General features: G+C 48.7%; 23 protein-coding genes. 16 read left to right on the top strand and 7 right to left on the bottom strand.

Annotated elements, in window-relative coordinates:
- Positions 1-2 precede the first annotated feature (2 nt).
- Positions 3-566 (bottom strand): alkyl hydroperoxide reductase subunit C, encoded by a 564-nt coding sequence (ahpC, locus tag FB479_RS07705; protein ID WP_056496515.1) that lies wholly within the window; start codon positions 564-566, stop codon positions 3-5.
- 309 nt (positions 567-875) lie between these two features.
- On the opposite strand from ahpC, the gene FB479_RS07700 reads away from it, so the two are divergent.
- Both FB479_RS07700 and FB479_RS07695 read left to right on the top strand, forming a co-directional pair.
- A complete protein-coding gene (locus FB479_RS07700) occupies positions 876-1,367 on the top strand; it encodes a PH domain-containing protein (protein ID WP_106654300.1) in 492 nt (163 codons plus the stop codon).
- Between the two features lie 2 nt (positions 1,368-1,369).
- Positions 1,370-2,884: a PH domain-containing protein gene (locus tag FB479_RS07695; RefSeq protein WP_255438313.1), complete on the top strand. Its 1,515-nt coding sequence runs from the start codon at positions 1,370-1,372 to the stop codon at positions 2,882-2,884.
- 41 nt (positions 2,885-2,925) lie between these two features.
- Here FB479_RS07695 and FB479_RS07690 read toward each other — a convergent pair whose 3' ends face one another.
- Genes FB479_RS07690 through FB479_RS07680 form a run of 3 tightly spaced genes read right to left on the bottom strand, consistent with a single transcriptional unit; the run spans position 2,926 to position 5,062 of the window.
- On the bottom strand, positions 2,926-3,318 hold the full coding sequence (locus FB479_RS07690) for a VOC family protein (protein ID WP_106654302.1): 393 nt from the start codon (positions 3,316-3,318) through the stop codon (positions 2,926-2,928).
- 25 nt (positions 3,319-3,343) lie between these two features.
- Positions 3,344-4,195 carry an S-layer homology domain-containing protein gene (locus FB479_RS07685; RefSeq protein WP_142063869.1) on the bottom strand — a complete coding sequence of 284 codons (852 nt, stop codon included), beginning with the start codon at positions 4,193-4,195 and terminating at the stop codon, positions 3,344-3,346.
- Positions 4,196-4,231: 36 nt separating this feature from the next.
- Positions 4,232-5,062: an MBL fold metallo-hydrolase gene (locus FB479_RS07680; protein WP_142063867.1), complete on the bottom strand. Its 831-nt coding sequence runs from the start codon at positions 5,060-5,062 to the stop codon at positions 4,232-4,234.
- A gap of 138 nt (positions 5,063-5,200) precedes the next feature.
- Between FB479_RS07680 and hrpB the strand changes: the two genes are divergently transcribed.
- Complete coding sequence (hrpB, locus tag FB479_RS07675; RefSeq protein WP_142063864.1) at positions 5,201-7,705, top strand: ATP-dependent helicase HrpB; 2,505 nt, start codon at positions 5,201-5,203, stop codon at positions 7,703-7,705.
- A 258-nt stretch (positions 7,706-7,963) separates the two neighbouring features.
- Here hrpB and bluB read toward each other — a convergent pair whose 3' ends face one another.
- Complete coding sequence (bluB, locus tag FB479_RS07670) at positions 7,964-8,617, bottom strand: 5,6-dimethylbenzimidazole synthase (protein WP_106654307.1); 654 nt, start codon at positions 8,615-8,617, stop codon at positions 7,964-7,966.
- Between the two features lie 137 nt (positions 8,618-8,754).
- On the opposite strand from bluB, the gene FB479_RS07665 reads away from it, so the two are divergent.
- From FB479_RS07665 to FB479_RS07640, 6 genes are all read left to right on the top strand, one after another.
- The gene (locus FB479_RS07665) at positions 8,755-9,438 is read left to right on the top strand and encodes a response regulator transcription factor (RefSeq protein WP_106654308.1); all 684 of its coding nucleotides are present in this window, start codon (positions 8,755-8,757) and stop codon (positions 9,436-9,438) included.
- Positions 9,404-10,837 (top strand): HAMP domain-containing sensor histidine kinase, encoded by a 1,434-nt coding sequence (locus FB479_RS07660; RefSeq protein ID WP_142063861.1) that lies wholly within the window; start codon positions 9,404-9,406, stop codon positions 10,835-10,837. The genes FB479_RS07665 and FB479_RS07660 overlap by 35 nt, the downstream gene beginning before the upstream one ends.
- Before the next feature lie 143 nt (positions 10,838-10,980).
- Positions 10,981-12,573: an efflux RND transporter periplasmic adaptor subunit gene (locus tag FB479_RS07655; protein ID WP_142063858.1), complete on the top strand. Its 1,593-nt coding sequence runs from the start codon at positions 10,981-10,983 to the stop codon at positions 12,571-12,573.
- 4 nt (positions 12,574-12,577) lie between these two features.
- Entirely contained in the window at positions 12,578-13,300 is a 723-nt protein-coding gene (locus FB479_RS07650; RefSeq protein WP_142063855.1) for an ABC transporter ATP-binding protein, read from the top strand.
- The gene (locus tag FB479_RS07645; RefSeq protein ID WP_142063852.1) at positions 13,297-14,508 is read left to right on the top strand and encodes an ABC transporter permease; all 1,212 of its coding nucleotides are present in this window, start codon (positions 13,297-13,299) and stop codon (positions 14,506-14,508) included. Before FB479_RS07650 ends, FB479_RS07645 begins: the two co-directional genes overlap by 4 nt.
- A gap of 52 nt (positions 14,509-14,560) precedes the next feature.
- The gene (locus tag FB479_RS07640; RefSeq protein WP_106654313.1) at positions 14,561-14,776 is read left to right on the top strand and encodes a hypothetical protein; all 216 of its coding nucleotides are present in this window, start codon (positions 14,561-14,563) and stop codon (positions 14,774-14,776) included.
- 370 nt (positions 14,777-15,146) lie between these two features.
- Here FB479_RS07640 and FB479_RS07635 read toward each other — a convergent pair whose 3' ends face one another.
- Positions 15,147-15,488, bottom strand: coding sequence for a hypothetical protein (locus FB479_RS07635; protein WP_106654314.1), 342 nt, complete (start codon positions 15,486-15,488; stop codon positions 15,147-15,149).
- 216 nt (positions 15,489-15,704) lie between these two features.
- Between FB479_RS07635 and FB479_RS07630 the strand changes: the two genes are divergently transcribed.
- Genes FB479_RS07630 through mscL form a run of 3 tightly spaced genes read left to right on the top strand, consistent with a single transcriptional unit; the run spans position 15,705 to position 17,959 of the window.
- Positions 15,705-16,553 carry a nucleoside hydrolase gene (locus FB479_RS07630; protein WP_142063848.1) on the top strand — a complete coding sequence of 283 codons (849 nt, stop codon included), beginning with the start codon at positions 15,705-15,707 and terminating at the stop codon, positions 16,551-16,553.
- Positions 16,554-16,557: 4 nt separating this feature from the next.
- Complete coding sequence (locus FB479_RS07625) at positions 16,558-17,490, top strand: nucleoside hydrolase (protein ID WP_142063845.1); 933 nt, start codon at positions 16,558-16,560, stop codon at positions 17,488-17,490.
- A gap of 13 nt (positions 17,491-17,503) precedes the next feature.
- Entirely contained in the window at positions 17,504-17,959 is a 456-nt protein-coding gene (gene mscL / locus FB479_RS07620; protein ID WP_142063842.1) for a large conductance mechanosensitive channel protein MscL, read from the top strand.
- Positions 17,960-17,978: 19 nt separating this feature from the next.
- Here mscL and FB479_RS07615 read toward each other — a convergent pair whose 3' ends face one another.
- Positions 17,979-18,752 (bottom strand): YheC/YheD family protein, encoded by a 774-nt coding sequence (locus tag FB479_RS07615; RefSeq protein ID WP_142063839.1) that lies wholly within the window; start codon positions 18,750-18,752, stop codon positions 17,979-17,981.
- 160 nt (positions 18,753-18,912) lie between these two features.
- Here FB479_RS07615 and FB479_RS07610 point away from each other — a divergent pair, with 160 nt between their 5' ends.
- The 4 genes from FB479_RS07610 to murQ all read left to right on the top strand — a co-directional run bounded on the left by FB479_RS07610 (position 18,913) and on the right by murQ (position 21,771).
- A complete protein-coding gene (locus FB479_RS07610) occupies positions 18,913-19,749 on the top strand; it encodes an AraC family transcriptional regulator (protein WP_142063836.1) in 837 nt (278 codons plus the stop codon).
- Between the two features lie 76 nt (positions 19,750-19,825).
- Positions 19,826-20,191 (top strand): MmcQ/YjbR family DNA-binding protein, encoded by a 366-nt coding sequence (locus FB479_RS07605; protein ID WP_047070817.1) that lies wholly within the window; start codon positions 19,826-19,828, stop codon positions 20,189-20,191.
- A gap of 5 nt (positions 20,192-20,196) precedes the next feature.
- Positions 20,197-20,574, top strand: coding sequence for a VOC family protein (locus FB479_RS07600; protein WP_142063833.1), 378 nt, complete (start codon positions 20,197-20,199; stop codon positions 20,572-20,574).
- Positions 20,575-20,862: 288 nt separating this feature from the next.
- On the top strand, positions 20,863-21,771 hold the full coding sequence (gene murQ / locus FB479_RS07595; protein WP_142063830.1) for an N-acetylmuramic acid 6-phosphate etherase: 909 nt from the start codon (positions 20,863-20,865) through the stop codon (positions 21,769-21,771).
- Positions 21,772-21,778 lie beyond the last annotated feature (7 nt).

Below are 21,778 nucleotides of genomic sequence, written 5' to 3'. Positions count from 1 at the left end.
CCTTAAATTTTGCCTACGAGATCAAGGCTTGGTTTCAGTGTTTTGCCACCTTCTTGCCATTTTGCTGGGCAAACTTCACCTGGATTGTTGCGTACATATTGTGCTGCTTTGATTTTGTTGATCAGAGCACTTGCATCACGGCCAATGCCACCTGCAGTGATCTCAACAGCTTGGATGACACCGTCTGGGTCGATGATGAATGTACCGCGATCTGCCAAACCTTCAGCTTCGATCAATACATCGAAGTTGCGGGAGATAACATGGGAAGGATCGCCGATCATGATGTATTCTACTTTACCGATTGCTTCAGAGCTGGAGTGCCATGCTTTATGAGTGAAGTGAGTATCTGTAGAAACGGAGTATACTTCAACACCGAGTTCTTTCAAAGTTGCATATTGGTTTTGCAGATCTTCGAGTTCAGTAGGGCAAACGAAAGTAAAGTCTGCTGGGTAGAAGCAAACTACGCTCCATTGACCTTTGAAGTTTGCTTCTGTTACTTCGAGGAATTTACCTTTTTGGAATGCTTGTGCTTTAAAAGGCAATACTTCAGTTCCGATGAGTGACATAGTGTTAGCTCCTTTATATGTTTTTTTGTATGGTACATATTCAGGACATGCGTAACAAGGCATGCTTGAATATAATTTACAATGATTATTATTTAATAAATGATTCAGTAAGTCAAGTTTTTTATAATGATTATAATGTGATAATTTTTACAAGACGTTTTCTCCATTATTTAGTATGATTCGAACGGCATAAGAGTATTCGTTTGCTGTATGAAAAATTGAAGATTCGTCCGTAGAAACCGGGCGGATTGTTTTACGTATGAATTAAAGAGCGAATTGACAGCGTAATTTACATACAGGAGTGATGATATGCCATCTTCAATTAGTGCACCGCAAAAATGCTTGTCCAAGGATGCGTTCAAGGTACAGCTTATTACCGAGGGGATTACGGCTGTAATTGGGCTCGTTATTTTGGCCGTTCTTTATTATCTAGATAATCATTTTGCGTGGAAGGAATGGATCGGATGGGGTCTGCACGGATTGCTCGTTATCGGTGTGATCGCGATGATTTGGTCTTTTGTCGAGCCGTATTTTTTATATAAAAGCTGGCGGTATGATATCGACGAAGATTTCCTGCAAATGAAATTCGGGGTGATCACAGAGAAACATTTCCTTGTCCCCATGACGAAAATCCAAGCAGTCTCAACGAAGCAAGGACCGATTTTGCGAAAGTATGGACTGTACACCATCTCGATAAAAACGATGGGCTCCTCGCATGAAATTCCAGGATTGCCGGGGGATGTCGCTTCTCAATTAAGAGAACAGATTGCACACTACGCCAAATTAAAGGAAGTGGAGTAGTGATGGAAGAAAAACGATACCATCCACTACAGATCCTTTTTGATCTCATTATCCAAGTAAAGCATCTGTTTTTTCCTGCGTTGATTTTGTTTGTGTTCAATTATGACTCGACGAACGCATTCATTACGTACGGGAGAATTGTTTTTTACATCTCTGTAGCAGGGATGCTGGTCTATCTGCTTTTGAAATGGGTTTCGTACAAGTATAGGCTGGATGATACGGCTTTCCATCTTTACGAAGGAATTTTTACGAAGACAAAGCAAACGATCCCCTTTACCAAAATCCAAAACGTCAATCGACATACGACGCTGCTGCACCGGATTTTTAAAGTGACTTCTATCCGGTTTGAGACAGGGATGGTTGGGGATGATTCTACCGTGGAATTCGCGGTGATTTCTTTGAACGAAGCGGATGAACTGGAGGCTTACACGAAACAGGCAGGGCGATTAGAGAAAGAGCCTGAAGCTAAAGGGAAAGAAGGAGACGCGACCTTTTCGGAGGAAATCGGTACGCCGTATCCCACTCCTGAGCGAATCATTCACTTTACGCCAACGAAAAAAGAGATTATCAAGGCTTCCTTCACTTCTCTTAGCTTCTTGGGGATGATTACGTTACTGGTATGGGCGTATTTCAAGATCACCGAATATATCGACGTGGAGGAGCAGGTAGTAGGTATTTATTCTCTTATTACGAGCTCGTGGATATGGATCACGCTCACAGCCGTTGGACTTCTCGTCCTATCCATCGTATTTGGCATCGTCACGACCTATATTCGTTACGGAAAATATGAGATTTCGTCGGATCAAGAACGGATTTACATTGCCAAAGGAGTCATCGAAGAAACAGCTTTTTCGATCGCAAAAGAGAGAGTGCAAGCGATTAAAATCAAACAATCCTTGTTAAAGCGCATGTTGGGTCTCGCCGAAGTCAAGCTGACGGTTGTCGGCGGGGATAGTGATTCGGATAAAGATAAACAGGATGTCAGCTCACTCTATCCATTCTTACCGGTAAAACGTGCGTATGAGATGATCGCAGAAATATTGCCTGCGTATGAAGTGACGGAAGAAATGGCGAGTCTCCCTCAAAAATCATTATGGGTTCGCTTGGTCAGATCGAGCTGGATATGGATCATAGGCACAGGTGCGCTTTCCTATTTCAAGCCGAATATTTGGGGGTGGGAGCAAGCGTGGTGGGTCATATCCATTGTGTTGACACTGCTCATCCTGGCCTTCGAGGTCATTGAATTTACCAACACGCGATACACCTTGAATGATCACTTCATTCAGTTCCAAACCGGGAGCCTAACCACGACTTTATTTGTGTCGAAGCGAGAGAAGATCATAGAGGTCAACGTCAAAAGAGGCATCCTTCAAAAGCAGCTAGGGCTTGCTTCTATCAAAACGGTCAATCGCGCCAAACCTGTGAGTCATAGAGGGGTAACAGATGTGCCGATAGAGTTGGCGGAAGAGTTTTATCAGTGGTATATGGGACGCAGAAAAGAGATCAAGGTAGAGTAGAAGAAGAGGGGGCGTAGAAGGAAAAGGTGAATCTTTTCCCTCTACGTTCTTGTGCTTTCAAACAGCTCCAGCCATTCCCCATCCGGACCTTTGAAGAACATATAACGTGAGCCGTTCGGCAATGTGGTTATTTCCTGATCGATAAAGGATACATGCAGTTGCTTCAAGCGGTCGATTTCCGCTTCGAGGTTGTCCACAGCAAACGCAAGGTGGTGGACCTTGCCCTCTACCGGCAACGAATCGCTGTATCCGTGAATGAGCTCCAGCTCTGTCTCTGTGCTTCCCGGAAATCCAAGAAAAGCAAGGGTAATGACTCCGTTGGAATGAGCGAGCTTTCCTTTTAGCTCCATCCCAATCACTTCGGTGTAAAAGGCAATCGATGCCTCCAAATCTTTTACCATCAAACCCACATGCTCCAGTTTTTTGATCGCCATATCACTTCATTCCTTTCCACAGGTTTTACTTGCTCGAGTATTGGATGAGTGTTCCTGATTGCTTCAAATAGTTATAAAATCTGTGCAAAATAGTGACAGCCTCTGCGCGAGTCAGCATTTCTCCACCCTCGAACTTGCCGTTCCATGCAGTCATGATCCCTGTTTTTTGCAAGAGGGCGAGATTGGTGGCAGTGATTCCACTAAAGTCATCTGAGAAAAAATATTCATTGCCATCCTGACTGATCAAGATTGGATAAAGAATATTTGTTCGGTCTGACCCATCCTCAGCGTATCGCCCATCCTCCTGAAAAACAGGATCTTCCATCGACTCGTACGGACTGAGAATAAGGGGGATATCCTGCATAGAAGAAAGGATTTGAAAAACTTCCGTGGCAGGCATATCTTGCCTGTCTAACATAAAGACGGGTAGGACGTTAGCTGTACCCATTCGATTGAGTTTGGCGTCCGGGTAAAATTTGTAGCCAGCAGGTGTATAGCTTACGGCATTCCACCAATCTCGTGTAACAATTGAACTGATTTCCTTGTAAGCCCAATGATTTTTCGGTACATCGGAAAAATGTTTTATGTGGTAATTGCTATAGTCCGTCTTCTGATTCGGATTGTACGGTCTGTAACGATCAAACAGGCGATAGATCATGACGGTCATTTCTGCTTTATCGACCAATCTTTCAGGCTGGAAGCGACCGTCAGGATAGCCGCTCACAACCCCCTTATCTACCATGAAGGAGATAGAATTCATGGCCCAGCCGTATTTCTTCGGATCGACATCATGAAATTTCGGTGCAGCATGTGTAACCGCAGGATAAATACCGGATAACCCCAGAATGAGTGCAAGTAATGCCGTGATGACTTTCATATATTCTCCTCTCTTTTTTCTATGAACTTGTAAGGATTATCCTTCTAGTATACTATCCGGTGCTGGAAAAGGAAGGTGTTCTGCAAGTACAGATGTAACGATATGCAGCGAGTCAAACTCGCCAGACGAAGCTGTGATAATCGGCGGTTTAGAAGGAAACAGTTGCTTGTTAATTTCATGGGGAGAAAGCCCTTGGCTATGCAAATGCAGGATTTCCCCAGACAGATTCTCCAAATGCTCCAGCTTTTGCTGCAAGCGTGTTTTCCCGTCTGGATGATATCCGGAATGGGCGCAAAAGATCGATTGGAAGTCACAAGCGAGAACCGTACGGAGGGAATTCATCAAGGTGGGGATCGATTCTTCTCGTAGTATGACCTTTGTTTTCACACCCATAAAAAGATCGCCACAGAACAAGCGACCAGTCCTTTCGTCCAATAAGGCTACATGGTCATGGGCATGGCCGGGGGTATCAAGCACTTTCCATTCGATGGAGCGGGAGTGATGGACGTCACCCAAAGGTTGGGCCACAAACGGATCACGAATTCCCCAGGTAAGCTTACGATAGAAAGGGTATTGTGCTTTTTGGGAGCAAATGTCCACTCCTTTTTCGTGAATGAAAAGAGGGACCTGCTTGTGCTGGGCAATCCACGAGGCGGTACCGACATGGTCTTCATGGCTGTGCGTCAGTACGACCGAATCAAACGAGGCTTCCTGAAACCTGTGAACGAGAGCTTGCTCGAGTACTTTCGGGCCAGTATCAACCAGCATGCCATCCGTCACATAAACAGTAATCCCTGATTCCCAATCCCCTACGCGCACAATCCCTTCGAGACACGCCACGTCTTCATAATGATGAATGTGAATCATACCGCACACCTCCCCTAGTGATGGAATCATTATACTATTGAATGAGTATTCAGTCATTTTTGTTTGTGATCCAACCTCATCCTGCATCCCTGTATCGTGTATGATGAATAGGGATGATTGCTCGTATGAGGTGAAAACATGAATGTATTGCCGATAAATGAAGTATTGCCAGAGCTGGTAAACACGCTGCGCAATGAGACAAACGCAGTGTTGGTCGCTGCTCCGGGTGCGGGGAAGACGACGCGAGTACCACTGGCCTTGCGTGAAGAAGCTTGGTTATACAATCGTAGAATTGTGATGCTGGTCCCACGCCGGCTGGCAGCACGCCAAGCTGCTGCCTACATGGCTGCCTTGTTGGGGGAAGAAGTGGGACAAACGGTCGGATACCGGGTCAAGCGTGAATCAAGAGTAGGTCCAGACACTCAGATTGAAGTGATTACAGAAGGAATTTTAACGAGAATGCTACAGGATGATCCGGAGCTATCTGATGTCGGTCTTGTTATTTTCGACGAGTTCCACGAACGGAATTTGCACGCGGATTTAGGGCTGGCCCTTAGTCTTCAGGCACAAGGCTTGTTTCGGGAAGACCTGCGAATTCTCGTGATGTCCGCTACACTCGATGCCGAACCTGTGTCAGCCTTGCTTGGGAATGCTCCCGTTGTCAGTAGTAAAGGCAGGATGTTTCCGGTGGAGACGCACTTTTTGACTTCCCCGATGCAGGGGCGTCTGGAGGAAGCCGTTGTCCAGATGATCTTCCATGCGTTGGGACAAGAAGAAGGAGATATGCTCGTCTTTTTACCTGGAGCCAAAGAAATTCACCGGGTACAAGAATTGCTTGAACAAAGCGGTGTGGGCACGCATATACGGATTGCTTCTCTTTACGGAAATTTGTCGCAGGAGGAACAAGATAAGGCGATCCAGCCCGGGAAAACAGGGGAGCGCAAAATTGTCCTCGCGACCTCTATTGCCGAGACGAGCTTGACTGTCGAGGGTGTGCGCATCGTGATTGATAGTGGATTAAAACGGGTCCCGCGCTTTTCTCCACGAACAGGGATGACGAGACTGGAGACTGCAAAGGTATCGAGGGCATCTGCTGACCAACGCCGAGGAAGGGCTGGACGACTTGCGCCCGGGGTCTGCTTTCGAATGTGGACAGAGCAAGAAGATCGCATGCTCATTCCACAGCAGGCACCTGAAATCATGGAAGCGGATCTGGCTGTGCTCGCTTTGGAGCTGGCTTTGTGGGGAGTCGGGGCACCGGAAGAGCTGGATTGGCTGAATCTCCCGCCGAAGGCTGCGATGGCGCAGGCTCAAGAGCTGCTGCTTCAGCTGGGCGCATTAGATGAGCGGAAGCAGATCACACCACATGGACGAGTGTTGGCTGGAATGGGTGTGCATCCGAGATTAGGCCACATGATTCAGAAAGCGAATGAGCTGGGGGAAGGTGAACTGGCTTGCGAGCTGGCTGTCCTCTTGGAAGAACGTGATATTGTGCGGGGGCGTCAAGCGTCAGCGGATGCGGATATGCGTATGCGTGTTGAGCTGCTTCGTCAGGCAGCAAACAAACAGAGTGGAGCAGCGGAGCTTCCGATTGATGCAGGGGCATGCAAAAGACTTTGGAAGGAGGCGGCTCACTTCAAACGGGTATGGGTAAAAAACCAGTTCGGTGACACGTCCACTCGTACAGAAGCGACGGGAAGACTGCTGGCGTTTGCGTACCCGGACCGGATTGCCCAGCGAAGGACAGATGGACGTTATTTGCTTCGCAATGGGCGTGGGGCGGCTTTTTCCGTGCAGCAACCACTGGCTTCTTCGCCGTATATTGTGGCAGCAGAACTCGATGACCAGGGCGCAGACAGTCGGATATTACTGGCGGCTAGCGTGGGAGAAAGCGAGCTGTTGAATGATTGTGCGATGCAGATTACCGAACGAATGAATGTATGGTGGGAGCATACAGCAGGGGCAGTTCGCAGCCGCAAGCAAAAACGGTTGGGGGCGCTCCTAGTGGCCGATTTGCCTGCGGAGGCTTCGCCAGATGAGGTGTTAACAGCGTTTTTGGACGGAATAAGGGAAGAAGGCTTGGAGATTTTGCCTTGGAATCGGCAGGCGAGGCAGTATCGGGAGCGATTGCTGTTTATGCACCGTCTGGAGGAAGGGTGGCCGAATGTGGAAGATGAGGCGCTGCTTGCATCCTTGGAGGAATGGCTCGCTCCCCATGTGTATGGTTTCAAAAGAAAGGAAGACTTACAGTCGCTGTCAGTGACGACGTTGCTGGAGAGTATGCTGTCCTGGGAGCAGCGCAGACAATTGGACGAATACGCTCCGACTCATGTGATCGTCCCGAGCGGTTCCAAAATTCCTGTCGATTACAGCGATCCAGCGGCACCGGTGCTTTCGGTCCGGCTACAGGAGCTGTTTGGTTGGCAAGATTCTCCCAGAGTAGGCAGAGGCAGGGTATCTCTGACCATGCACCTGCTTTCGCCAGCTCATCGTCCGGTACAAGTGACACGGGACTTGGCGAGCTTTTGGGCACATGCGTATTTTGAAGTGAAAAAAGATTTGAAGGGCCGTTATCCCAAGCATTATTGGCCGGATGATCCGCTAGTGGCCATTCCGACAAATCGGACGCGTCCACTCACATAAATCGATTTGGATAGCTAGGTATATTCGGGTATAGAGGAAGAGCTCGGCATCAGGTGAAATTTCCCATTTTGCTAGTTCCATGTTCGTGAGTCATGTCAATTGTGAAACCTTCTTCGTGGTAGGGCACGTCAGGAAGATACCGTGAATCACGTACTACCCCCTCTACTTTTCTGGGCTGCCTGTTAATCAGGCGGTCTTTTTTTTGTAAAAAAAAGGTGCCGCAGTTGCAGCGCCCTTTCTTCCGTATAGGATCAAAGCTCACGCCTTGCTCCCCCACTGCTCCCGATAAATCAACTGTTGCAGGTCCTCGCGTTGTCTCCATTGGTGCAGCTCCAAGAGTGGACGTTCCGGATAATGATCTGTGTAGCCGATCGACAGCAATGCGACAGGATCGATATGCGGCGGGATGTTCAGGATACGACGAACGTCGGCCTTCTTGTAAAAGCTGACCCAGCCCATCGCCAAATCCTCTGCGTAGGCAGCCAGCCACATGTTTTGGATCGCACAGCTGACAGACATAATATCTGTTTCCGGGATGGAATTGCGTCCGAGTACATGGTCGCCGCCACGCGTAGGATCACAAGTGACACAGATAGTGACAGGCGCTTCCTTGATCCCTTGAATTTTCAACTCCAAAAAGGTCGACTCTCGTCCCGTACCTTCGTAGTGGATGGCAAGCGCCCGTCGTTCTTTATCCGCACATTCTGCGAGCGCTTGTTTGGTTGCGTCGTCTTCCACCAGGACAAAATTCCAAGGCTGCATGAATCCGACAGAAGGAGCATGATGGGCTGCAGCCAAGATCATGGCGAGCTTTTCCGGGGCGACAGGATCTTGGCGAAAGGTACGAATATCGCGACGATTGCTGATGGCTTTATACAAACCGTTTTTTTCTTCCGCGGTTAAGCGTTTCATAAGAAAAACCTCCCTATTTGCATTCAGGTCTCTTTATTTTACTTACAAAGTATGCTTCCTTCCAGACATCTGCTTGACATATTCATGTCCTACGCTAAAGGAGAGAGTAGTCCGAGCAGAGGGGAGAGAGTACGAGCATGCATAACATCTTGATAGTGGAAGACGAGCTACCTATCTCTCGGGTATTGAAGGCGTATTTGGAAAAAAACAACTTTCGGGTTGAACAGGCATTTAACGGCGAGGAAGCAGAGCGGAAGTTTGATTCACTCAATCCTGCGCTCGTCTTGCTGGATGTGATGCTGCCTGGACGAAGCGGATGGAGTATTCTCGAATATATTCGGGCGAAAAGCTCGTGTCCTGTCATCATGCTGACAGCGTTGGGACAAATCGATAACAAGCTGGCGGGCTTGAACAAAGGCGCCGATGACTATATCACCAAGCCCTTTATTGCCGATGAAGTGGTCGCTCGCGTACATGCAGTATTACGTCGCTCGAAACAATTGATAGAAGGCAATCATGTGAAGCAGTTCGGCAGTCTGAAAGTCGACTTCAAGGCGTATTCTGTCATGCTGCACGGCATCGAACTAGCATTTACGCCAAAAGACTTGTGCCTGTTTCTTTTTTTGGCACAGTACAAAAACCAGACCTTCACCAGAGAACAGCTCATCGAGCAGGTGTGGGGGATGGATTACGAAGGAAGTGATCGCGCAGTAGACCTCGCGATCAAACGCATCCGTCGATCTTTGGAGAATTGGCCGACATCCGAAGGGGAAATCCGTACCTATCGTGGCTTGGGCTACAAACTGTGTGTATATGAGTGAGAAAAAACGCACCTCTTTGTTTCGGTACTGGACGACGCGATACTTGATCATCTTGTGTATCGGCCTTTTCGTGATCGGGATTGCATCCAGCTACTGGATTTCTTATAGCGAGACCCAAAAACGCCTTGATTTTATGAGACTGATGGCAGCGGAAGTTGCGGATCGGGTCGTTGATATGGAAGGCAAGGTAAAAATGGCTCCGTTCTTGTTTCGTATTGTAGACAGTCGCCAGGAGTCAGTCGGAGTCAATTACAAGCCAATTATGATGATTTTAGATGAACACAAACAACCAGTATTTGGTGTGCCAGGTCCTTTTTCTGGGGAACTGAAGCGCATCGCACCTGATCTGGTGGAAGCGGATGACAGCCTGTCACAGTTTGAGCTTGCGCGGGGCGACGAAGTGCTTTTCGTGAAGGAAAGCATTAAGGTTGATGAGCGAGTGGTTGGATGGGTCATGCTGTTCACCCCACAAAAACAGGTGATACGCAGCATGACCGAATTCCAATTGCTCGCGATCATGCTTCTCGGTCTCGGTTTGCTTGGCTGGCTCGTCATTTATTTGCTGACGAAAAAGCTGTCTCAGCCGATTAAGGATGTGGCAGACGCTGCCAAGCAAATTGTGCTGGGAAACTACGAGATTCAGTTGGACAAAAACAAGCGCGAACAAGAAGTGTATGAGCTGATCCATTCCTTTGAAGAAATGGCAGAACGATTGAAGCAGTTAGAAATGATGCGTACGGAGCTATTGGCAGGGGTGACCCATGAACTCAAAACACCTGTAACGTCCATCAGTGGGCTGGTGCAAGCCGTGAGGGAAGAGGTTGTTAGCGGTGAGGAGGCCAAGGAGTTTTTGGATATTTGTACGAAGGAAACCACACGTCTGCAAAAGATGGTAGAGGATTTGCTCGATTTTAACTCTTTTACTGTGGGTGACATTCGCATTCGCAGGCAACCTCAAAACATGCAGGAGCTGATCCGAGAAATTGCGCACCAATGGAAAATTGCGCAGGAAGAAGAGAAGCTCAGCTTGCATATCGAAAATACGTCTGATCCGATCATGATAGTTACCGACCCGCTGCGTGTGCAGCAGATCATGTACAATCTCCTAAACAATGCAGCACAAGCGATGGAATCGGAGGGGCGGATCGTCGTGTCGCTATCTGCATCAGCAGATGAGATTCGCATTGACGTGAAGGACAATGGACGTGGGATACCGATAGAAGAACAGTCTTTGATTTTTGAGCGATTCTACCGAGGAGAGGACAAGAAGCACATCGTCCGTGGGCTGGGGCTTGGCTTGTCTTTTAGCAGAATGATTGCCCAAGCGTTAGGAGGTATGTTGATCCTGACTGAGAGTACGGCGTCAGGCAGCACCTTCACGTTGATTTTGCGAAAATAATACATGCATGATCCAAAAACGACCTGGTTCTCTGGTCGTTTTTTTGTGTCTCCATCTGACTTTTCCCTGACGTATTCGTTCCGTATAGTGGTCGCAACCAAAAAGACAAGTCTTCAATCAAGTAGACGGTAGGAGGACTGAGCGTGACTCACACGGAGAAAAAGAGAGCGTTGTTTTCGAAGGTAGGAAGCAACAAGAAAAGGTGGATCGTTGGCGTAATGGCTGTTGGGGCCGTGGTGGTTTCAGGTGGAATATTTGGCTACCAGTCGTTTTTTACTCCACAATTGGCGCAGGCTGCTTTTCAAGTGGAGGTGGTAAAAAGGGGAGACATCTCAGAAGTCGTGCAGGCGTCAGGTACTGTCCAGGCTTCCAAGCGCTCGTCTCTCTCGTTTTCTGATGCAGAAGAAGCCAAGGATGCGATCTCTACCATTCAGGTCGGCGTTGGTGATGCCGTGAAAGCAGGGCAAGTTCTGGCGACGATGGACGATTCCGTAGCGAGAATCCAGGTGACCAATGCGGAAGCAAATCTTTTATCGGCGCAAGCCAAGCTAGAGGAGGCACAAAAGCGCAAGAGTCCTGCTGAAATCACTTCTTTGCAAGCCGCCGTCAATCAGACCAAGAACGAATGGGAGCTGGCAAAGCAAAATATTGATGGAAAAAAAGCGGCGAATGACGTGGAGAAGGCAAAGGCAAACCTGGAGAGTGCCCAGAAGACGTACACTTCCCAGCAGGCCTTGTTTGCGGCAGGTGCGATTGCCAAGAGTGAATTCGACAGTGCCCAGTCCTCGTTGGAGCAGGCCCAACGCGATTACAACTCGGCGGTATTGACAGCTGGACAGACCACAGGGCAGTCCAGTGTGAAGGTAGAGCAGGCATTGGCTGCGTATCAAACAGCGCAAGAAGCGTTACAGGAAGCGAATGAAGGTCCTGATGCCGCCACAGTATTATCGGCAAAAGCAGCGGTGGAACAGGCAAAAGCGGGGCTGCAACAAGCACAAAAGGCATTGAGAGCTGTCACCTTGAAAGCACCGATGGACGGAGTGATCGTTCAGGTGAATGGCAATGTAGGTGAAATACCCGGCAATAATTTCATTATCATGGATAATTCGAATAGCGGAGATTTAGAGGTATTGGCCCAGATTAGCCAGAGTGACATCGGAAAAGTGCAGGAAGGCTTGGCTGTGACGTTCACGACAAGTTCTTATGCGGATGAGACGTTCCGTGGAAAAGTAAAGCTGATCTATCCAGAAGCGAAAACCGACGCTGGCGTCACCACTTACGATGTGCTTTTGTCTGTGGCAAACCAGGATAACAAATTGAAGATTGGGATGACGATGAACGTCGCGATCGAACGGGGAACCCATAAAAATGTGCTCCTGGTACCTGCACAAGCGCTCCAAACGCAAAATGGCAAGGATGGCGTTTATGTGCTAAGGGATGCTGCTGCACAACAAGCTGGTGAAGGAACGGAAGGGAATCAGCCTGAGGCGAAGCAAGCGAATAACCGCAGTGGAGGCGAAGAGGGCAGAGCGAATATGCCGTATCGCTTTGTTCCGATCAAAATGGGGTATTTCACTGCCGATCAGGTAGAGGTGACGGAGGGGCTTACCGAAGGAGAGCGTGTCGTCATCCTCGTGAATACACAGACCTCATCTGGAAATAGTCAAAATGGAAATCGAATGGGCGGCGGTATGCCGGGATTGGGCGGAATGGGCGTCCAGATAAGGGGACGGTAGACAGATGAAACCGGTCATTCAAATAGAAGAGCTGAGAAAACAGTACGTCATTGGAGATCAGGAAATTTATGCGCTCAGGGGTGTCAGCTTGTCGATTGAGGAAGGGGATTTCGTGGCAATCATGGGGCCCTCCGGTTCAGGCAAATCTTCCATGATGAATGTGATCGGCTGTCTGGATAAGCCCACCTCGGGAGAATTTTTTTTAGACGGCTATCCTGTATCACAAGCACATGACGATGAATTGGCGGTCATCCGCAATCAGAAAATCGGCTTTGTTTTTCAAAATTTCAATCTGTTGCCACGTACGACCGCAGTTGAAAATGTAGAGCTGCCTCTTTTATATGGAGGCACGCCTGCACGGGAACGAAGAGAAAAAGCCATCCGGGCATTAACGAGTGTCGGACTGGCAGAGCGATTGAACAACAAGCCAAATGAGCTGTCAGGTGGGCAGCAGCAACGCGTGTCGATCGCGCGAGCTCTTGTCAATGATCCCGTCATCCTGCTGGCAGATGAGCCGACAGGGGCGCTGGACACGAAGACGAGTGAAGAGATCATGGGTATTTTTCAAAAGCTGAACGATGCAGGCAAAACGGTTATTTTGGTGACACATGAACCTGATATTGCGGAGTATGCCAAGAGGATCGTCCGGTTTCGTGATGGGCAAATCATCGCGGATGAAGTGGTGGAGGATCGCAGGAGGGTGTCGATGGAGGAAGTGAACAGATGAGCTTTATTGAATGTGTACGCATTTCATTTCGCAGCATCAGGGCAAATGGCTTGCGCTCCGTTCTCACGATGATGGGAATTATCATCGGTGTGGCAGCTGTTATCGCGATGGTGGCGATCGGAGAAGGGACTTCCACGTCTGTTGCATCGCAGATCAATGGTTTAGGAAGCAACCTGCTCATTGTCACACCTGGTCAGGCGACACAAGGCAGGGTAAGCCTTGGGGCTGGCTCTCTGAATACGCTGACGATGGCAGATGCAGAAACCCTGCTGCAAAAAGAGTCCATTTCGGGCGTGGCTCCCAGTGTCAATGCGCGTGGGCAGATTGTCTGGGGAAGCAACAACTATTCCAGTATGCTCGAGGGGACGTCAGCGGATTTCCCTCAGGTGAGGAATGTAGAAGTTGGACAAGGGCGTTTCTTTAGCAACTTTGAAGTGAAGATGCAATACAACGTGGCTGTCGTGGGCACTGAGGTGGTCAGCAACCTGTTTAAAGGAGCGAATCCAGTGGGGCAAACCGTTCAGATCAACCGGATTCCGTTTACGATCATCGGCGTATTGCAGAGCCAGGGTAGTTCAGGCATGACAAACAACGATGATCGGATCATCATTCCGATTACTACTGCGATGAACAGGCTGACCGGAGGCAAAAACGTGGGCTCGATCTACGTCTCGGCAGCATCGTCGGACTTGATGGAGAAGGCGCAACAAGATATTCAGCAAGCCCTTCGTGCCAACCACAAGCTCCGGCCACAAGCAGCCGATGATTTCCGCATAACGTCCCAGTCAGACATTTTAAGCACGGCACAGTCAGTATCCAGCTCGATGACCGCGCTGCTATCTGGCATTGCCGCCATCTCGCTGATTGTTGGCGGAATCGGCGTGATGAACATTATGCTTGTATCTGTCACAGAGCGGACACGGGAGATCGGGATTCGCAAGGCAATTGGAGCCAAGCGGAGAGATATTCTCCGCCAGTTTTTGATCGAAGCGGTTACGCTTAGCCTGATTGGCGGGGTGATTGGTATTGCCTTAGGGGTAGGTGCGGCGTTTTTGGTCAGCAAACTCGGTCAGATGGAGACCTCGATTAGTCTGTCTCCGATCATGTATGCGTTTTTGACATCTACATTGGTTGGTGTCATTTTTGGTGTGTATCCGGCCAGAAAAGCAGCACAGCTCAAACCGATTGATGCACTGCGGTATGAGTGAGTGTGTAATTTTACCAATCCGGGCATACTAGCCGTGAGAGGTGTTGGTGCTAATGGAAAAAAGCGTTCAATTTTCCGTACCATGGCGAGAAGCGACACGCATCATGAAAAGAATCAAAACAAGCAAATTGCGTTATTTTGTTAAACAACAAGAGGGCAAGACCAGTGTTGCGTTCGTCTTTCCTCGAGTTAGCGTCAGCCAATATGTCTATTTGTATATCATTTTTGGACCCAGAGCTGCTGATGTGCTCAACAACGATAGCAAATAGAATGATCCCTGATGGCTCGAGCAGGCGTCAGGGATTTGCAATAATTCACAGGAAAACAAAACCTGACACTTTTCGATAGGACTGTTTCATAGTACAATTCGAATATGAACGAACTTGGGGAAGTTCGGGATGGCGGCACCCAATCTGTGCAGAAGGGCCGCCTCTTTTTTTTGCTATTGTACAAATGTTCGTTTTCGACAGCATTTTTGCTCAGAGGATATAATAGGTACAATTACCTGAATATACAGCTGGAACGAGTGAGTAGTAGGATATAAAATATGCTTATTCACGTGAATACAACGTACTACTCTCTCCCAAGATTTGATCTTGGGCTTTTTTTTGTTCAAAACGCATGAAAAAAAGCCGTTTCTCATGACGGCTCTGTTATTGGTAAGGTAGGTTGAAAGCTTCCTTTTAGCAAGGCATCAATAAATTGCTCCTGTGTGAGAGAAATCGTGATGCCCATCCCAGGCAGATCGACAGAAAAAACATTCTCTCGGTACAAATACCAGAGATCGCCTGTCGGTTCAATCGAATAGACGTGTAGATTTTTCTGTGAATGCTGGCCTGCCTTTCGGATTTCCCGCAAAGCTGTAAACAGTTCTCCCCAAACAGGCAGATAAGGCTTCGTTCGGTGCTGCACAATCGCTTGGATCAATTGGTATTTCGCGAGAGAAATAGCATCCATGGTTGGGTGGTTCAACGAAAGCATGACCGTTATACTCCTTTTGCATGGCTTGGCGCATTAGTCTTGCGTGATGGCGATTTTTGTCGAAGTTATGAATAAGTGTAAAATAGTTATCAGTCCGATGCAAGAGAAGAGAAGGTAGAGATGAGCATTTGGATATTTGACGGTTGCTGCTGATTTGGATAGCATAGAAAAAGCGGTTTTGACAAAGGGCAATAGCGAGAAGCGGGAGATGAGATTGTGGCAAAAAAACACCGGTTGATTATCGAGTTTTGCGGTGGATTTGGACAAGGGCTGGCCTTGCTGTATGCTTTGCGGTCGCCTGATGTTCAAGTGGCAGGAATCATTTGCAGAGAGACGCAGTCAAGCTTGGCTAGCAAGCTGATTGATTTTGCACAGCCAGGCTATGAAATTCCAATCGTTACAGGTGCCAAGCAACCGCTTTTCTCGGGAACGATAGAGACGACTACCTCGGAAGGTGTACGGCTCCTTTCAGAAAACACGCAGGATGAGGAAAGTGACTTGACGCTCGTGACGTTTGATCGTTTGACGACGCTGGCTTTGGCTGTCGCGCGTGATCCACTGTTGGCCCGTAAATTTACGAGAATCGTGGTGCAGGGTGGAGCCATACGCGTATCAGGAGATGTTACGGCCATTGCTGAAACAAACATGCATGGTGATCCGGAAGCAGCTGCGCTCGTTTTGGCAGCTCGCTTGCCGCTTGTGCTTGTTCCATTAGATACAACCAGCTCGTTTCGTTTGAAGGAAGCGCAAGTACATACGCTGGGAAGTCTCGCACAAGCAGTTGGCCTGATCGATAGAACGACGAAGTCAGACGTGCAGTTCGCCGATTCTGCTCGTGCGCTCCATGCATGGGTAGCGATGCTCGCGGCTCTCTCGCCTGAAAAGATGCGGACGGAGCAGATGAAGCTCTCCGTCGAATGCAAAAGCGAATTGTCACGCGGTGCCATTCTAGCCGACCTACGGGCGAAACCGAGTGTAGGAACCGATACGGCCGTATGTGTTGAGGTTGAGATGGCAGAGGCAGAGCGCTTTTTGCAAACCGTATTGGATCAGGGAGGGGTATAAGCGCATGGAAAAAATCATTTTGGATGTAGATACCGGGATTGATGATGCGCTGGCGATTGCTTATGCCGTTCACTCGCCTGCTCTTGAAGTGTGTGGGATTACCACGACTTTTGGCAATATTTCGGTGGAGGAAGCAACACGCAATACCTTACAGGTGCTAGAGTTGCTGGATGCCTCTGCGATTCCAGTCTATCAGGGGGCATCGAAGCCGATTGTTCGCGACCTCACAGGAAAAGCAAGGCTGTTCCACGGAGAAAACGGGCTAGGCAATGTCGTCCTTCCTGAACCATCGACAACGGCTCAGCCACAGTGTGCCACACAATATCTGATCTCTGCGATAAAGGAACATCCGCACGAATTGACACTCGTGACCGTCGGGAGCATGACCAATCTGGCGCAAGCGATTATGGCTGCCCCAGAAATCATATCCCTTGTCAAACGAGTGGTCGTGATGGGAGGCGCTGTAACGGTGCCGGGGAATCGCACGCCTGTAGCGGAGGCGAATATTTGCGCCGATCCGGAAGCCGCAGCGTATGTCTTCCAGTCCGGCATTCCAGTGACGCTGGTAGGCCTGGATGTGACGATGCAAACGCTGCTTACCCGCGAACACTTGCAGGAATGGAGAGCGAAGGATACACGCTTGAGCCATGTTTTCGCGGATATGTGCGAGGTGTACATGAATGCCTATGCCACAGTGGGCAATTTGCGCGGCTGCGGTCTGCATGATCCGTTGGCGGTAGGTGTCGTCATTGATCCGACGTTTGTGAAGTCAGTCCCGATGCACGTTGCGGTAGATACGTCCGGGGGAGCCAGTGATGCCCGTACGATTGGGGACAGACGGGAACATCCAGCGCAGCCGCCGAATGTGGACGTGTGCTTAGAGGTTGACCACGAGCGCTTTGTCCGTCATTTTTTACAAGTAGTACTAGGAGACTAAGGAGGTAGTTTTTGTGTTAAAAGAGTTTAAAGAGTTTGCGTTAAAAGGAAATGTGATGGATCTCGCTGTCGGTGTCGTTATCGGTGGGGCTTTCGGGAAAATTGTGACCTCACTCGTTAATGACATCATTACTCCCTTGATCGGAATGCTTCTGGGCAAGGTGGATTTCTCCGGCTTGTTCATCAATTTGAGCGGAGTTCCTTACAATACGATTACGGAAGCAAAAGCAGCAAAAGCTGCGACACTCAACTACGGGTTGTTCCTCAATTCTGTGATTGATTTTGTCATTATCGCCTTTTCTATTTTTATCGTCATCAAGCAGCTCAACCGTTTCAAACGCAAGCAAGAAGTAGAGAAAGCACCTGAAACGACCAAAGAGTGCCCGCACTGCATCTCGGCTATTCCGATCAAGGCTACACGCTGCCCGAACTGCACCTCCATGCTGGAGACAAAATTGGCACACGAATAATAGGAACAGAGGAAGGCGATTATGCCTTCCTCTGTTTTCGTTTCACGCGGTTTTTATACTGATAGTGAAGTCTTTTAATCGTATGGTAATAGGTCTTGTCTTTGAGCTTGGCAAACAGCCCGTGGGATGGAAAGTCGTAATTGACCTCAATAATGGAGAGGTTTCCCGCTTTATCAATGGCAAAATCGACGCCGATTTGCGCACTGTGCCGATATTTATTAAAGTGGGCACATACACGGTGACTGATTTGGATCAACTGAGAGACGACACTTTTTATTTTGTCGGGCGTGACAGCTCCAGACTTTTTCAAGGCATGCGGGACTGTGACGGCATATCCGCCGCCGCGAGCGACATTGGTAATAATACTGTCGGAACCGGCTACTTTGGCTAGCATGCCTGCATACTGCCATTTGCCCAAACCATTGCGCATCATCATGACGCGAATGTCAAAGGGACGACCATTGATCTCTGCTAAATCGAGCCCTTTTTGAATTACGTAATTTTTTTCCGTGCACTGCGCGGCAAGCTGCTGCTTCAAGTCAGCCAAAGAATCTGCCTGCATAGGCTCTCCGCGCTCCTTCACAAATTGATAGCCCCCGCCATCCGTTTTCCAGACACGAATAATGCCTTTTCCCATATGGGTTCTCGTCGGTTTGATATAGACGGTAGAAAACTTTGCTAAATACGAGGCCAATAGTGCCGGCTGATATAAAGAAGTGGGCGGCAGGTAAGGGCGAATATAAGGGCTTTTTGAAAAGAACTGATGAAGGCTCCACTTGGAGGAGGAGATCACATCATGCACCTCACTTTACGAAAAATCCATTCGTCCCAGCATATGCAGAAGCGTTCACGACCGTTTTTCTTTTGAAAGGGGAGGCTTTTCAAAAATTGCCAAGGGCTGAGCAGGAGTTAAGGGATTGTGGGGGAATATATGTTCTAATCATAGGAGAAGGATGGCGAAAATCATGCGGCAATTCCGTCCAGTGCAACCTCCGACTCTGCAACGAGCGAGCGCGCAAAATGCCTATCACTACCAAGAGTATATGCCCAGCAAGAGCTTGGTGAATTATATCGCCTGCTACTGGACCTCAGAGTACGACGGCAAGGGGATAGCACCTACAAGCCGAGTCATACCCGATGGATGTGTCGATATCATATTCGACCTTGGCGCCGCTTCTTATCAGAAGGGGGCATTTCTAACGGGACTGATGAGGACGTACGAGGTTATCCCATTTACTGAACCACAATCCTTGATCGGCATTCGTTTTTACGCTGAGGGAGCAGCTCGCTTTTTGCGCTACCCTGTCGCCTTGATCAACGGACAGCATCCCAATCTGGAAGACATCTGGGGCAAAGAGGCGGATGAGGTGATAGATGGCTTGCTCGAAGCTTCCGATACGGCGGAGCGGATCGATTGGCTGGAGCGGGAGCTTATCAAACGCTTGTGGATGGATGATCCAGCAGACCAGTTGCTATTGACAAGCATGAACTACTTATATGAATACAGAGGAAATCTTTCCATGACCGCGCTCGCCGAGAAAGTGAATTACAGCGAGAGAACCTTGCGAAGGACGTTTCAACAACAGTTGGGAATGAGCCCGAAGGAACTGGGACGAATCATTCAATTTCAAGGGCTGCTGCAAATGCTGGCTAAGGGAGCACGAACTTCGTTTACAGATGCAGCTCTCCAATGTGGCTATTACGATCAGTCGCACTTGATCAAGAGCTTTCACACTTTTTACGGTGTAGCTCCAAGTAAAATTGTCTCGCCAGATCGTGCGAATCGATAGTCTCGAAAGGTTGTCCGTTTTTTACAATCTTCTTTTTGCGAGACGCGTTACCTTAAAGAAAGGATGGTGAATTCATGTGAATGAACAAACATTAGATACATACTGCCGGAAGCAGCCCGGTGCCACCCATGACTATCAAATGGATTGGGAATGCGATCGCTACCATGTCGGAGGCAAAATATTTGCCATGATCGGAGGCGATTCCAAAGGTGTTCGCATCCTTACCTTGAAATGCGACCCGATGCGTGCGGAGGAATTGCGCGAGACCTACGAAGGGATCGTACCCGGCTATCACATGAATAAATCCCATTGGAATTCTGTCTACTTGGACGCTGACATTCCCGAAGGCTTATGGGAAAGGATGATCGAGCATGCGTACGAAACGGTGCTCCAAAAACTGCCCAAGCGCGTCCAGCAAGAAATCAAGAGCGAACAGGAGTGAGTGATGTGGGAATCAAGCTTGATATGGTAGGGATTGTCGTACAGGACATGAAAAAAGCGTTGGATTTCTATCGGGTACTCGGTTTCGATATTCCCGAGGGGGCAAATGAAGAGCCGCATGTAGAGGTTGCGCAGGACGGTGTTCGTCTGGCCTTTGATACAGTGGAGATTGCCAAGGGTGTGTATGGAGGATGGGAAGCACCTGTTGGGCATCGGATTGAGCTGGCTTTTTTGTGTGAGGATGCTGCGGCGCTTGATGCGTTGTATACGAAAATCGTTTCACATGGTTACGAGAGTCAGCGTGAGCCGTGGGATGCATTCTGGGGCCAGCGGTATGCCATCGTGAAAGACCCGGATGGGAACCTAATCAGTCTGTTTGCGTAATGCTATCCTTTAATAAGGAAGACAAAAAGCCGAGCCTATTGGAAATGGTTCGGCTTTTTTGCGTTTGTCTGACTGCTTGAGCTGGGAGTGGCTTGTGAATGTTTATTATTTTAGGAAACAAAATTTACTAATAATCTGTTGATTGGTGTAATTTTACTGCATATAATGAGGGTGGTAATAGTAGTGAATTTTTAGATTATTGCCAAACAGGGCTTTTGACAATGATCAATCTGCAAAACTGCCCGATGAGAGGAACAAGGAGAGGTTGAAAAGGAGGTTCGATAGAGCATGAATCTGGAGAACTTGCAAGCATTGACGACCGAAGGAAAAAACGAGAGCAGCAGTCATTTGGATCAATTGAGTGCCCGAGGCATCGTACAAATGATGAACGATGAGGACAAGAAGGTTCCTTATGCAGTAGAGCGCGTCCTCGATCAAGTATCCGATGCGGTAGAGGTCATCATACAAGCACTGGAAAAGGGCGGGAGACTGTTTTACTTTGGTGCTGGAACGAGTGGACGCTTAGGGATACTGGATGCGTCCGAATGCCCGCCGACCTTTGGTACCCAGCCTGAGCTCGTTCAGGGGGTGATTGCAGGCGGACCATCCGCAATGGTACGCGCGGTAGAAGGCGCAGAGGATTCTTTTGAAATAGGTCAAGCAGATGTGCATAAATACGGCGTGACTAAAAATGATGTGGTCGTAGGAATCGCAGCCAGTGGACGGACTCCGTATGTTCTCGGTGTTTTGGCAGAGGCACAGAAGATTGAAGCGAAGACGATTGCTGTCTCTTGCAACAAGCCTTCGTATATCAATAAAGGCGTAGATGTAGCGATTAATGTCGTCGTAGGACCAGAAGTATTGACCGGATCGACGAGGCTCAAGGCAGGAACAGCCCAAAAGCTGGTGCTGAACATGCTGACGACAGCGACGATGATTCGCTTGGGCAAAGTGTACGGAAATCTGATGGTCAGCGTGCAGGCGACAAACCTCAAGCTGAAGGAACGAGTAAAGCGGATCATCATGGAAGTGACCGGAGCGAGTTACGAGGAGGCGGAGGAGCTGGCTGATCAGGCTGACGGTGATGCGAAGACAGCCATTATCATGAAGCTGACCGGATCAAGCAGGGAAGAGGCTACTCGCCTGTTGAATGTTACTAATGGAAGAATCAGGGAAGCCATTCAGCAGTTGGACTAAGTTTTAG

It is taken from the genome of Brevibacillus sp. AG162, from assembly GCF_006715575.1.
GTDB lineage: Bacteria > Bacillota > Bacilli > Brevibacillales > Brevibacillaceae > Brevibacillus > Brevibacillus brevis.
Note: the sequence above shows the minus strand (reverse complement) of the source record. Positions and strands in the feature narration are given on the sequence as shown.

What these genes read in the sequence shown, in the direction of transcription:
- ahpC (WP_056496515.1), bottom strand. Translation starts at nt 566, where the DNA reads ATGTCACTCATCGGAACTGAAGTATTGCCTTTTAAAGCACAAGCATTC.
- FB479_RS07700 (WP_106654300.1), top strand. Translation starts at nt 876, where the DNA reads ATGCCATCTTCAATTAGTGCACCGCAAAAATGCTTGTCCAAGGATGCG.
- FB479_RS07695 (WP_255438313.1), top strand. Translation starts at nt 1,370, where the DNA reads ATGGAAGAAAAACGATACCATCCACTACAGATCCTTTTTGATCTCATT.
- FB479_RS07690 (WP_106654302.1), bottom strand. Translation starts at nt 3,318, where the DNA reads ATGGCGATCAAAAAACTGGAGCATGTGGGTTTGATGGTAAAAGATTTG.
- FB479_RS07685 (WP_142063869.1), bottom strand. Translation starts at nt 4,195, where the DNA reads ATGAAAGTCATCACGGCATTACTTGCACTCATTCTGGGGTTATCCGGT.
- FB479_RS07680 (WP_142063867.1), bottom strand. Translation starts at nt 5,062, where the DNA reads ATGATTCACATTCATCATTATGAAGACGTGGCGTGTCTCGAAGGGATT.
- hrpB (WP_142063864.1), top strand. Translation starts at nt 5,201, where the DNA reads ATGAATGTATTGCCGATAAATGAAGTATTGCCAGAGCTGGTAAACACG.
- bluB (WP_106654307.1), bottom strand. Translation starts at nt 8,617, where the DNA reads ATGAAACGCTTAACCGCGGAAGAAAAAAACGGTTTGTATAAAGCCATC.
- FB479_RS07665 (WP_106654308.1), top strand. Translation starts at nt 8,755, where the DNA reads ATGCATAACATCTTGATAGTGGAAGACGAGCTACCTATCTCTCGGGTA.
- FB479_RS07650 (WP_142063855.1), top strand. Translation starts at nt 12,578, where the DNA reads ATGAAACCGGTCATTCAAATAGAAGAGCTGAGAAAACAGTACGTCATT.
- FB479_RS07645 (WP_142063852.1), top strand. Translation starts at nt 13,297, where the DNA reads ATGAGCTTTATTGAATGTGTACGCATTTCATTTCGCAGCATCAGGGCA.
- FB479_RS07640 (WP_106654313.1), top strand. Translation starts at nt 14,561, where the DNA reads ATGGAAAAAAGCGTTCAATTTTCCGTACCATGGCGAGAAGCGACACGC.
- FB479_RS07635 (WP_106654314.1), bottom strand. Translation starts at nt 15,488, where the DNA reads ATGCTTTCGTTGAACCACCCAACCATGGATGCTATTTCTCTCGCGAAA.
- FB479_RS07625 (WP_142063845.1), top strand. Translation starts at nt 16,558, where the DNA reads ATGGAAAAAATCATTTTGGATGTAGATACCGGGATTGATGATGCGCTG.
- FB479_RS07610 (WP_142063836.1), top strand. Translation starts at nt 18,913, where the DNA reads ATGGCGAAAATCATGCGGCAATTCCGTCCAGTGCAACCTCCGACTCTG.
- murQ (WP_142063830.1), top strand. Translation starts at nt 20,863, where the DNA reads ATGAATCTGGAGAACTTGCAAGCATTGACGACCGAAGGAAAAAACGAG.